The sequence below is a fragment of the Hydrocarboniphaga sp. FW305-C-57 genome (genome assembly GCF_058783045.1).
In genome coordinates, this window is sequence record NZ_JBYSYG010000008.1 from 28,619 (window position 1) to 41,276 (window position 12,658).

At 66.1% G+C, this 12,658-nt stretch carries 7 protein-coding genes; 4 read left to right on the forward strand and 3 right to left on the reverse strand.

Annotation, left to right across the window (positions count from 1 at the left end):
- The first annotated feature begins 294 nt into the window (after positions 1–294).
- Together AC3WUM_RS16460 and AC3WUM_RS16465 are read left to right on the forward strand one after the other, a co-directional pair.
- Entirely contained in the window at positions 295–1,932 is a 1,638-nt protein-coding gene (locus AC3WUM_RS16460) for an amidase family protein (RefSeq protein ID WP_492411457.1), read from the forward strand.
- Between the two features lie 25 nt (positions 1,933–1,957).
- Positions 1,958–3,607 (forward strand): amidase family protein, encoded by a 1,650-nt coding sequence (locus AC3WUM_RS16465; RefSeq protein WP_492411459.1) that lies wholly within the window; start codon positions 1,958–1,960, stop codon positions 3,605–3,607.
- Positions 3,608–3,841: 234 nt separating this feature from the next.
- Here the strand turns inward: AC3WUM_RS16465 and AC3WUM_RS16470 are convergent, their stop codons facing one another.
- The gene (locus AC3WUM_RS16470) at positions 3,842–5,809 is read right to left on the reverse strand and encodes an amidase family protein (protein ID WP_492411460.1); all 1,968 of its coding nucleotides are present in this window, start codon (positions 5,807–5,809) and stop codon (positions 3,842–3,844) included.
- 133 nt (positions 5,810–5,942) lie between these two features.
- Positions 5,943–8,222 carry an amidase family protein gene (locus AC3WUM_RS16475; protein ID WP_492411462.1) on the reverse strand — a complete coding sequence of 760 codons (2,280 nt, stop codon included), beginning with the start codon at positions 8,220–8,222 and terminating at the stop codon, positions 5,943–5,945.
- A 332-nt stretch (positions 8,223–8,554) separates the two neighbouring features.
- Here AC3WUM_RS16475 and AC3WUM_RS16480 point away from each other — a divergent pair, with 332 nt between their 5' ends.
- Together AC3WUM_RS16480 and AC3WUM_RS16485 are read left to right on the forward strand one after the other, a co-directional pair.
- Positions 8,555–10,468 carry an amidase gene (locus AC3WUM_RS16480; RefSeq protein ID WP_492411463.1) on the forward strand — a complete coding sequence of 638 codons (1,914 nt, stop codon included), beginning with the start codon at positions 8,555–8,557 and terminating at the stop codon, positions 10,466–10,468.
- Between the two features lie 237 nt (positions 10,469–10,705).
- Positions 10,706–11,185 (forward strand): hypothetical protein, encoded by a 480-nt coding sequence (locus AC3WUM_RS16485; protein WP_492411464.1) that lies wholly within the window; start codon positions 10,706–10,708, stop codon positions 11,183–11,185.
- A 134-nt stretch (positions 11,186–11,319) separates the two neighbouring features.
- On the opposite strand, the gene AC3WUM_RS16490 is transcribed toward AC3WUM_RS16485, so the two are convergent.
- The gene (locus AC3WUM_RS16490) at positions 11,320–12,531 is read right to left on the reverse strand and encodes an argininosuccinate synthase (RefSeq protein ID WP_492411465.1); all 1,212 of its coding nucleotides are present in this window, start codon (positions 12,529–12,531) and stop codon (positions 11,320–11,322) included.
- Positions 12,532–12,658 lie beyond the last annotated feature (127 nt).

The window sequence follows — 12,658 nt, forward strand, 5'->3', positions numbered from 1 at the left end:
TCAGCGCGACATCACGGGCTGTTCCCCTCTCCCACTCGTGGGAGAGGGTGGTCCGAAGGACCGGGAGAGGGGGAGCCCGGAAAGTGCGCTCACTTCATCCGGCGAACCCTCTCTCCCCTCGCATTCGCGAGGGACTCTCTCCCGCACGCGGGAGAGAGGAACAGCGGCTGCGCTCGCACTTGTAGCACCAGGCATCGCTGCGACACCCATGCCGATCGAAGCCCGCATCGCTCACGTAGGGTGCTTCATCCGACACCGCGTCTGCATGGATACATTCCCGCAACCGGTGCCGCCATGCTCGCCAAGCGTCTGTTCGCCTCTACCGCCCTCGCCTGCGCACTGGCGCTGAGCTTTCACGCCGCCAACGCAGCGACACTCGACATCAGCACCGCGAGCATCACCGAAGTACAAGCCGCTTTTTCGCAAGGCCTGACGTCGCAAAAGCTGCTCGACGCCTATCTCAAGCGCATCGAGGCCTATGACAAGAAAGGGCCGACGATCAACGCGGTGATCCTGCTCAATCCAAAAGCCAGGGCCGAAGCCAAGAAGCTCGATGCCGAACGCAAGGCCGGCAAGATTCGCGGCCCGCTGCACGGCATTCCGGTGATTCTCAAGGACAACTACGACACCTTCGACTTGCAGACCACCGGCGGTTCGCAGTTGCTGCTCGGCAGCGTTCCGCCCGACGACGCCTTCGTCGTCAAGAAGCTGCGCGAGGCGGGCGCGATCATCGTCGCCAAGGTGAACTTGTCCGAATGGGCCGGTGGTGGCGGCAGCGTCAGCGGCGCGACCGATCCGCTCGTGCTCAAGCGCGGCGCGGTGCCGAACGGCTCTTCGACCGCTGGCGGGCAAACGCGCAATCCGCATGACTTGTCGCGCGGCCCCGCGGGCTCGTCGGGCGGCACTGGCGCGGGCCTCGCGGCCGCATTCGCGCAATTCGGACTCGGCACCGATACCGGCGGCTCGATCCGCAGCCCTTCGTCGGTCAACGGCATCGCGGGCCTCAAGCCGACACGCGGCCTGTTGAGCCGCGACGGCATCATTCCGCTCGCGCTCTCCTTCGACACCGGCGGACCGATGGCGCGCAGCGTCACCGACGTCGCGATCTCGCTCGGCGCGATGACCGGCGTCGATACGGCCGACGCCGCCACGCAGCCGAGCGCCGGCCAGTTCAAGACCGACTACACGCCGTATCTGAAGACCGGCTCGCTCAAGGGCGCGCGCATCGGCGTGGCACGCGATTTCTTCGGCCAGGACGCCGAAGTCGATCGCGTGATGGAAGCCTCGATCGCCACGCTCAGGAAGCTCGGCGCGACGGTGATCGATGTGCGCTATCCGAGCTACATGCTCGCGATGCGCCAGCCGGGCTACTCGCTGATCATGGCGAGCGAGTTCAAGGCGCAGGTGACCGATTATCTCGGAACACTCAAGCCCGGCTTCCCGAAGACCTTCGACGACGTCGTCAGGCTCTCGAACGATCCGAAGACGAAGTATCGCCAGCCCGAAAAAGCCTACGCGCTGACCTACACGGCGACGCAGGCGCTCGATCTCGACGATCCGATCTATCTCGTCGCGAAGAACGAAGGCCTGGCCCTGGTCAAGGCCTCGGTCGATGCGGTGCTGAGTTCGAACAAGCTCGACGCGATCGTCTACGCGACCAACCCGCGTCCGGCGCAGCCGATTGATCCGGCGGCGGCTCCGCCCGGCGCGGCCAACAGCCCGACCAACATCGCCAACCAGACCGGCTATCCCGATCTGATCGTGCCGGCGGGCATCACCAAGGACGGACTGCCCGTGACGATCAGCTTCTTCGGCCCGGCCTGGAGCGAACCCAAGCTGCTCGGCTACGGCTACGACTTCGAGCAGGCCACGCATGCGCGCGTGCTGCCCAAGCACACGCCCTCGCTGCCGAGCGACCGGATCGAGTTCTGATCTCTGACCACTTGAGAACATTGCCATGCGACTCGTCCATCCGATTCCGCGAAATGTCCGCCGCAAATCCCGGCGGCACTCCAGCTTCAAGCCCCTGCTGATCAGCGCCGCGATCGCGTTCGCGTTCCCATCAGTCGCGCAAGCCAAGACCTTCGATCTGCAGACCGCCGGCATCGAAGATATCCAGGCCGCGGTCGATGCGGGCGCGCTGAGCTACGAAAAGCTCGTCACGCTCTATCTGGCCCGCATCGCCGCGTACGACAAGAAAGGGCCTGCGCTCAACACCGTCATCACGCTCAACAAGAACGCGATCGCCACCGCGCGCGCACTCGATCAGGAGCGCAGGAGCAAGGGCCTGCGCTCTCCGCTGATGGGCATTCCGATCCTCGCCAAGGACAACTACGACACCGCCGACATGCCGACCAGCGGCGGCAGCTTCGTGCTCGCCAATTCGCTGCCGTACGAGGATGCGCCGAGCATCCGGCAGCTGCGCGACGCCGGTGCGATCATCATCGCCAAGGTCAACATGGACGAGTTCGCACATGGCGGCATCGGCTATTCGTCGCGCCTCGGACAGACGCACAACCCGCACGATCCGCGACGCACTCCGTCCGGTTCTTCGGGCGGCACCGGCGCCGGCCTTGCGGCCTGGTTCTCGCCGCTCGGCCTGGGTTCGGACACCGGTGGCTCGATCCGCGGACCGTCGTCGGCCAACGGCATCGTCGGCATCAAGCCCACCAACGGCCTGATCTCGCGCAGCGGCATCATGCCCTGCGTGCTGAGCTTCGACACCGGCGGACCGATGGCGCGCAGCGTCTACGACGCCGCGCTCGCGCTCGGCTACATGACCGGCGTCGACGCGAAGGATCCGCTGACCTCGACGAGCGCCGGGCTGTTCTACAAGGACTACACGCAGTTCCTCAAGAAAGACGCGCTCAAGGGCGTGCGGCTCGGTGCGATCCGCGATCATCAGGGCACCGATGCGGAAGTCGATCGTGTGTACGATGCGGCACTCGCCGAACTCAAGGCGCAAGGCGCGATCATCGTCGATGGCCTGCACTATCCGGCGATGGCGCTCAACAACCGCGCCAACGTGATGGAGCCGATGCGCGCCGAGGTCAAGGACAACTACGTCGCCTATCTCGGCACGCTCAGGCCCGGCCTGCCGAAGACGGTCACCGAACTCGCCGCGCTCGGCATGAAGCTCACGCAGCCCAAGGGCGAGTTCATGCCGCATCCCTCGGTGTTCACGCGCTTCAAGGCGCTCGGCGAGCGCGAGCCGATCACCGACATCAGCTACACCTCGGCCAAGCTCTACGGCATGAAGGCCGTGCAAGGCGCGGTGCTCGGGCTCATCGAGCAACACCAGCTCGACGCGATCGTCTATCCCACGCGCTCGCGCCAGCCCGAGATCATCGATCCGAACGTCGCCAACGTGGTCGATCGCCCTGGCGCACCTTCGCTCACGAGCATCGCCAACGTCACCCAGTTCCCGGACGTGATCGTGCCGGCCGGCCTCACCAACGAGAAGATGCCGGTGACGATCAGCTTCTTCGGCCCGGCCTGGAGCGAGCCGCGCCTGCTGAGCTACGCCTACAGCTACGAACAGGCCACGCATCACCTCGTGCCGCCGGCGACGACGCCGGCGCTGGCCGGGGAGCGTTTCGAATACTGAGTCTGCCGTCCATAGCGTCGAAAAGCCCCTCGCGGTCACGAGGGGCTTGCGAGAGCATCGAGCTGAGCACGTTAACAGGGGCCTTGCCTTTTCCGTCCGGGAGAAGGAGCCCCGCAGGGCGGATCAGGGATTCGTTGTGATAGCCGGACTTGGCTATTCCTGAGAGTCCCTCACCCTGCCTCTCTCCCGGAGGGAGAGGGGCAAGCCGTCACGAGCGGGGCTGCGCAGACCGCTTCACGGAATGCGCTCCCAAATGAAGACCGAGGACAGCGTCCTGCCATCGGGCCGCTGGCTCGGCGGCGTGGTCAGTGACAAATGGCCTTGCGCATCGAATCCGTAGTAACGCTTGCCCGCTTCGCCGATGCGCGATTGATTCAGGTTGCCATCCTGGTGATGCACCATGCAGCCCTCGGCCGCCAGCAGTTCCCAGCGACCGAAATAGCTGCTGAAGCCATCGGCTGAACCCACCGGAATCTTGTCGCGCCCAGTACGCACGATCTGCACCGACAGGCGTCCGTTCGGCGCGTAGACGAGTTGGCCGTCGGCGGCGCCGCGTTCGGCGGGCGTTTGCGCACCCGTCTTCGGATCGCGATCGGCGATCGCGATGAGCTTCCAGGTGCCGATGAATTTGCTTGCGAAGCTGTCCGCCAGCGGTGGCGTGGTCGGTGGCGGCACGCGGTGATGCGTGGCCTGCTCATAGCCGTAGCCGATCTCGAACAGCGTCGCTTCGCTCCAGGGCCGGCCGAAGAACTGCAGGCCGATCGGCAGGCCCGGAGCGACGAAGCCCATCGGCACCACGAGCGCCGGGAAGCCGGTCACCGACGAATACAGGTTCTGGTCGCGGCCCAGCGGCGTATAGGTGTCGCCGTTCTTCTTCGGCGGGAAATTGAATTGCGGATAGACGATCGCATCGAGCCTCGCCACATCGAAGGCTTTCAGGAACGCCTGGCGAATCTCCTCGCTGCGCTGCTGTTTCTCGGGCGTCGTCGGATCTTCGTCGGCCTTGTACGGATAGTTCGCCTGCGCGGTGAACGAGGCCTCGAATCGCGGCGCGAGATATTGCCTGGAGGCGACGATGTCCTTGAACGACTTGTACGGCGCGTTCGGATGCTTCGCGAGATAGCCGTCGAAGTCGTCGCGCAGGCGCATGAAGTTGGTCCAGCCCTTGGTGAGCTCGGGCAGCTCGGGCATCGCGAAAGGATCGACGATCTCCGCGCCCGCCTGGCGCAGATCCGCGATCGCCTGATCCATCAGCGCGACGACGCGCGGGTCGGAATTGTCGGCCGGCACGATCTGTCGCAATACGCCGAGCCGCTTGCCCTTGAGCGAGCCGGGTTTGAGTCCGGCGGTGTAGCGCTTCGGCACATGGCCCTTGCTCTTCTGGCTGATCGGATCGCGCGCGTCCGGTCCTGCGATCGCTTCGAGCAGGATCGCGGTATCGCGCACGGTGCGCGCCATCGGGCCCACGGTGTCCCAGAACACATTGAGCGGCATCACGCCGTCGAGACTCACGAGTCCATGCGAAACCCGCAGGCCGACGACGCTATTGATCGACGCCGGAGCGCGCACCGAAATGCCGGTATCGGTTCCAAGCCCCACCACCGCGAAATTCGCCGCCATCGCGACGCCGGTTCCGCCGGACGATCCGCCCGATGCGTACGCGGTGTTGTACGGATTGCGGATGTAGCCTGGCGAGCGCGAGTTGATGCTGTCGAAGCCCCCATTGGCGAATTCCGCGAGCGAGGCCTTGGCGATCAGGATGCCGCCGGCCTTGCGGATGCGCTCGATCGAAGTCGCATCACGCTCGGGTTGGAAGTGCGCAAGCGACGCCGAGCCGCCCGAGGTCGGCAGATCGCCGCTGTCGATGTTGTCCTTGGCGACGAACGGAATACCGTGCAGCGGGCCGCTGAGCTTGCCGGTCTTCTTGAGCTGCGCATCGAGCGCATCGGCCTGCGCGAGCGCCTGCTCGTTGACGGTGATGATGGCGTTGAGCATCGGCCCCTGCTGATCGTAGGCCTCGATGCGCGCGAGATAGGCCGCGGTGACTTCGCGCGCCGTGGTCGTGCCTTTCAGGTAAGCCGCGTGGATCTGTTCGATCGTGGCTTCTTCCACCGCGAACTCGGCGTGGGCAACACCGAGTGACGACATCGCGAGGCAAACGGCGAACAGGCGGACGATCCGCTTCGAATGAGGCAGGCGCATGAGGGAACTTCCATCGCGGCAGATATGCAGTCAGACGCGCGAGCGTCCGCGAGCCCTACGCAGCGCCGGCGCCGCGCAAGAAAAAAGCCCAGGCTTGCGGCCTGGGCTTGTTGTCCGAAGCGATCGGCGAGCCTCAGTTCTTCTTCGCGAGCTTCGGCAGCAGCGGCGGCGCCTTGCGATGCTGCGTCGCCTGCTCGTAAGCCGCGGCGACCTTGAGGATCACGGCTTCGTCTCCCGGCCCCGCCCAGAACGACAGGCCGATCGGCATCGGCTGCGCGCTCGTGCTGGCCTGGGTTTCGTTGGCGATGGATTCGTAGTCGCTCTTGTCGGCCTTGAGCGCGAAGCCCGGTTCGTAGACCGTGCTGTTGAAGCCCGCCGGCACGGTGATTTCGGGAATGCCCAGATTCGCGCTCGTCGGGAAACGGCCGATCGGCCGGCTGTTCACGCTCGGCTGGCTCGCGTAGCCGATCTTCGCTGCTGGAATCGTGGTGGTCGGATTCACGAACACCGTGATGTCGTTCTGGCGCAGGACCTTGAGCACGGCCAGGCGGCCGACTTCGCGCATCTTGATGTCCTGCGTGTTGCCGAGCGAGACGATGTCGATCTTGTTCTCCCAATTCTTCATCGCCGCCTTGCGCGTCTCCACGTAGTAGCTCGCGTTGGCGTTGAGGCTGGCCCAGTCGATCACGCGATCGTCGGCGCGGCGCATGAGGTATTGCGCGAAGTGATAGCTGAAGGCGTAGCTCGAGTCGGAGTCGTTGATGCTGCGCAGATTGAGATTTTCGGGCCAGGGCGCGCGGCCTTCGGCGGCCTTGACCATGTAGTCGCGCGACGTCAGGTCGTAACCGGGCAGCGAGAACAGCGGCTTGCCCTGCTTGTCCTTCTTCGCGAGCAGCTCGGGCATCAGCGGCGGCAGCACTTCGGCGAGCGCGTGCTGGAAGTTGTACGGCATGTTCGGAATCTTCGGATCATCCGGATACTTCGGATCGTAGGATTCGACGAGCGTGGCCCCGAGTTCGTCACCGAGCACGCGCTTGATTTCATCGTTGAGCGCATCGCTGATCGCCGCATCGTTGGCGCTGTGCTTGACCATGTATTCGCGCACGATGCCGATGCGCATGCCGGCGAGTGGCTTGGCCTTGCCGCTGGGCCTGGTCGCGTCGGCATAGGGCTTTTCCGATGCGGTGCCGCTCGGCAGCGCGCTGTAGATGTCGCGCGGATCGAAGTAGCCGCGGTGCGGACTCTTGAGCGCGTCGAGCACCTGCGCGGTATCGCGCACGCTGCGGCAGTTGATGCCCGCGCGATCGAGATACGGATCGGCGCCGATCGCGCCGCCGTAGCCGATCAGGCCCTTGGTGGTGACCAGGCCGGTGACGCCGTTGCGCCAGGCCGGCTGGCGACACGATCCACCGGTTTCCTCGCAGATCGAACAGGCGACCAGATTGGCGCCGACCGAGGCGGCCGAACCCGCGCTCGATCCGCCGGTTTCGCGCGTCGGATCGAACGGATTGCACGAGGTTCCACCCCAGGTGGATCGCGCACCGGCGCCGTATGACTTGGTCGCCGCCTTGGCGTCGCCGCCCGGGTCGCCGGCACCGCCGTTGTATTCGGCCAGATTGGCCTTGGCCAGGATGATCGCGCCCTTGCTGCGGAGTTCGGAAACGACGGTGGAATCGGCGCGCGGCACGTCCATCGCATAGGCCACGTCGGCGCCGCCCGTGGAGCGCATGTCCTTGGTGTCGTAGACGTCCTTGAACGAAAACGACACGCAGTACATCGGCATCTTCGCGAGATCGGGCTTGCGGCCGTAGCGCGCATCGAGCGAGCGCGCGGTCTCGAGCGCATCGGGCTGCGTGCGCAGGGCCTCGCAGGCACGCGGGCAACTCGCCGGCAGCGCGCCGCTGCTCGGCGGCGTATCGCATTCGGCCGGGCAGGTCGTGGAACGCTCGCCGCGCAGGTTCAGCGTCGACAGCGCGCTGACCTGGTTGCTGCCCGGAATGCCGACGACCATGCCGTACTGCTGCTGCGCAGCCGGCTCCGAGAGCGTCGCCTGCATGTGACCGTATTCGACTTTGCCCTTGAACTGATCGAGGTCTGGCAGGATGCTCGAGGCCTTCACGGTCTGCACCGGAAACGCGAGCTTGCCGCGCGCGCGCAGCGTGCCGCCGGCATCGGCGATCGCGGCACCATCGGCAGTGACGAGCGCGGTGCAGACCCCGTTGTAGGCACGCGCACGCTCGACGTAAGCCAGCGTAGCGGCGTAGCAGCTGGTCTCGCCGCTTTTGATCGCCTTGTGCAGGCCGTCGATCGTCGACTCTTCGATGTCGAAGGCCGCCGCCGCTCCGGCAAAGCCGATCCACACCCACGCGGCGCAGCGCGCAAGGAGTCGCGGAGTCCGTCCGCTCGTGCTCATCGTGTGTTTCCCCTGGGTTCGTGTCGTCTGTTGCTGATGACGGCAGCGATCGCGCGAACCCCACCCGCGGTAGGGGACGAGCACCGATCTCGCGTCTGCAACAGCACGGACGGCCATTCTGACGACGGCCGCGAGCGATCTCATCAATCAATCGGACATGGCCCATGAGCATTCGGCATCGAATCGCGTGTCGTCCCCTACGAGCAGCGCATCCCGCATCGCCTCGCACTCGCCGGCACTGGCTGCTCGCATTCTGTTTCGCTGCGGGCGCGGCCTCGGCGCAAGCGGCGGACAAGCCGCGCTTTCATCTCGAGGAAGCGACGATCCCGCAGGTGCAGCAGGCGATCCTCGACAAGCAGATCACCTCCACCGAACTCGTCACGCTCTACCTCAAGCGCATCAAGGCCTATGACGGCGTCTGCGTCAGCCAGCCCAAGGGCGTGCTCGGCCCGATCACGACGATCGCGAATGCCGGGCAGATCAATTCGCTGGTGACCCTGAACCTGCGCCCGGCCGCGCTGAAGAAATGGGGCTTCGACAAGCGCAAGGCGCGCAGCCTGACCGACAAAAAGGACGCCGACGCGGCGATGCCCGACGCCTTCGAAATCGCCGCCGCGCAGGACGCCGCGTTCGCCCGCACCGGCAAGCTCGTCGGCCCGCTGCACGGCGTGGTGATGGCGATCAAGGATCAGTACGACACCTTCGACATGCGCACCACCTCGGGCGCGGACGTCGACTACGCCAACGATCGTCCGCCGGACGACGCCACCTTCGTCAAGCGCCTGCGTGAGGCCGGCGCGATCGTGATCGCCAAGTCGAACCTCGGCGAATACGCCTCGGGCATTCCGCGCAGCTCCTACGGCGGCACCTTCTGCAACCCCTACGACACCGAGCGCAGCCCGCGCGGATCGAGCTCGGGCTCCGGCTCGGCGGTCGGCGCGAACCTGGTGATGTGCGCCATCGCCGAGGAATCGGGCTCGTCGATCCGCGGCCCGGCCAGCGCCGCGAGCGCGGTCGGCATCGCCGCGACCGAAGAGCTCGTGAGCCGCGACGGCATGGTGCAGATCGGCATCAACACGCGCGTCGGACCGATCTGCCGCACGGTCGCGGACGCGGCGCGCGTGCTCGACGTGATCGCCGGCTACGACCCCAAGGACGAGCTCACGGCTTTCACGGTCGGTCGCATGCCGGCGCAGTCTTACGTCAGCTACGCGCAGCCGCAGCGGCTCGACGGACTGCGCATCGGCGTGCTGCGCGAGTACATGAACAAGTCGCTGTTCACCAAGGCCGACGAGCAGACCATCGACATCGTCGACGCCGGCATCGCCCAGCTGTCGAAGCTCGGCGCCACCGTGGTCGATCCGGGCCCGCAGGGCGATCTGCTGAGCGCCTGCATCCGCAAGTACGCGCCGCAGGACAGTAACAAGCTGTTCACCAAGCGCTTTCCGGAGCTGTTCCCGGTCGACGAGCACGGCAAGCCGACGGCCGATCACACCGCCAGGCTCATCGACTTCAAGATGAACCCCGATCAGGTGCCGCAGCAGCTCACGCTGCGCGAGTTCGGCAGCTCGACCGGCGACGGCCAGAGCAAGTACTTCATCGACCTCTACCTGCGCGAGCGCGGCGACGCCCGCATCAAGACCAATGCGGACCTGATCACCTACGCGCGCTTTCACCAGGACCCCACCTTCCCGGATCGCCTGAAGGGCCGCGAGAACGTGCAGAAGGCCAAGGAACTCGACATGGGCGAGCGCCTGCTGCTGCGCTTTTCGGTGCAGCAGACCCTGCTCGCCTGCATGGCCGAGCAGCAGCTCGACGCCCTGGTCTACCCGACCAGCAACCTGCCGCCGACCAAGCTCGGTGCTCCGGGAGGCCCGCCGGTCAACGGACGCAGCGCGAGTGGCGTCTGGACTTTCATGGGCGCGCAGGGCTTTCCGGTCATCACCGTGCCGGCCGGCTTCACCACCGAGGTCTACGACCTGATCCGCGACCCGAACGCTCCGCCCACCCCTGAAGAGGCCTGGGGGCGTAGCGGCGCGGGCGGCGGCGGGGGCGAAAGCCGGCTCGCCGGTGACGATCGCACGCGGCTGGTCGGCCCGGTGCGGGCCAGCCTGCCGGTCGGCATCGACTTCGCGGGACGTCCGTTCTCGGAGCCGCTGCTGCTCAAGATCGCTAGCGCCTTCGAATCGGCGACGCGGGCGCGCCACCCGCCACCCGCGTTCGGGCCGCTCGGGAACGAGCCGTGAAGCGCAGGCCGACCGCGGCAGGCTGAAACCGCTCGTTCGCCGCGCTCGGCTTCGGCCGGACGCGGCGTCCGCCTGCCGATCGGGCCCACGCCGTCGTCGGCGAACAAGGCTCCTGAATCTGACGGCAGGCTCCGTAGATAAGAGTAGCCAATTCGAGCGGAAATCCCCTCACCGTCATAGACAGTTCAGACGGCAGTGACTACCGTCGGAAGCCTCATCCGCGCTCGGATTTAGATGATGGCTTTCCAGCACTTACGTGGTTTTGCGCTGCTTTTCCCGGCGCTGTTGCTGCCCGCTCTTTGCCAGGCCGAACCTTACAAGCTGTCGAAGCAGACCTACGATCGCATCGGCGTCTTGCCCGCCTACGACAACGACGGCACCCTGCCGGTCGAGGAGAGCCGGGCCTACGAGATCCAGTGGATCGACCGCGAGCGGGCGCGGCGCGAGTACTACATCAAGACCTTCGAGGAGCAGCTGCCGCTCGTGGTTGCCACCGCGAAGACGCCCGACGCCAAGCAGCAGCTGCGCGAGGACATGGCCGCGCGCCGCGAGACCCACAATCGCTGGGAAGAGTCCGCGGCGCTGCGCCGCAAGGCGCTCGTGGCCGCCTCGAGCTATCGCGACCCCGGCGAGCCCAAGCTCAGCGATCCGAGCTGGGACGAACTCAAGAAAGCCGTCGCGCCCGAATCGACGCCCTCGTTCTCGCAGACGCGCTGAACTCCTGGCCGCCGACGGCGCCCGGCGGCAGCAAGCAGTCGTCGCCTCAAAACGAAGCCCCTCGGTACCGGCGTACCGAGGGGCTTTTCCGTCTTGCGCCACACCGGCGCTTCAGCAATCCAGCCTAGCGATTCTCAGCGCGCGTCGCGCTTGGCGCCGGTGCGCAAGCGCAGGCCGTTGAGCCTGATGAAGCCCTCGGCATCCTTCTGGTTGTACGCGCCGCGATCGTCCTCGAAGGTCGACAGCGTGGCGTCGAACAGCGTGTCCTTCGACCGGCGGCCGGCGTTGTAGACGGCACCCTTGTAGAGCTTCAGGCGCACCTCGCCGTTGACACGGACCTGGGTGTCGTCGATCAGCGCCTGCAGGGCGCGGCGCTCCGGCGAGAACCAGTAGCCGTTGTAGATGAGCTTGGCGTAGCGCGGCATCATCTCGTCCTTCAGATGCGCCTGCTCGCGGTCGAGGCACAGCGACTCGATCGCGCGATGCGCCTTGAGCAGGATGGTGCCGCCCGGGGTTTCGTAGCAGCCGCGGCTCTTGATGCCGACGTAGCGGTTCTCGACGAGGTCGAGGCGGCCGATGCCGTGCTTGCCACCGAGCGCGTTGAGCGTCTCGAGAATCTCGTACGGCGTGCCCTTGTTGCCGTTGACGGCGATGGCGTCGCCCTTGTCGAACTCGATGGTGACGTACTCGGCCTCGTTCGGGGCTTCTTCAGGGTTCGTCGTCAGGCGCCAGATGCTGTCGTCCGGCGTCCACCACGGATCTTCCAGGCCGCCGCCTTCGTACGAAATGTGCAGCGCGTTGGCGTCCATCGAGTACGGCGAGCCGCCATCCTTCTTCTTGGCGATCGGGATGCCGGCTTCGGCCGCGTAGGCCAGCAGCTTCTCGCGCGAGTTGAGGTCCCACTCGCGCCACGGCGCGATGACCTTGGCTTCCGGCCACAGCGCATAGGCGCCGAGCTCGAAGCGGACCTGGTCGTTGCCCTTGCCGGTGGCGCCGTGGCTGATCGCGTCGCAGCCGGTGGCGCGGGCGATCTCGACGAGGCGCTTGGCGATCAGCGGACGCGCGATCGAGGTGCCGAGCAGGTATTCGCCCTCGTAGATCGCGTTGGCGCGGAACATCGGGAAGACGAAATCGCGCACGAATTCTTCGCGCAGGTCGTCGATGAAGATTTCCTTGACCCCGAACTGCTGCGCCTTGGGACGCACGTGGTCGAGCTCCTCGCCCTGGCCGATGTCGGCCGTGAACGTCACGACCTCGCACTGGTAGGTGTCCTGCAGCCACTTGAGGATGACGGAGGTGTCCAGGCCGCCCGAGTAGGCGAGCGCGACTTTGCGGGGCTTGCTCATGAGAAAACCGGTGGAAAACGACGGTGGAGGTAGGCGTACGGCAAAAGCGGGGGCGGATTATATCGTCCTGCGATGGCGCTACGGGCATCGCGTTTGCCGTGCGAATACCGAAATCGCGCTTGTGCAC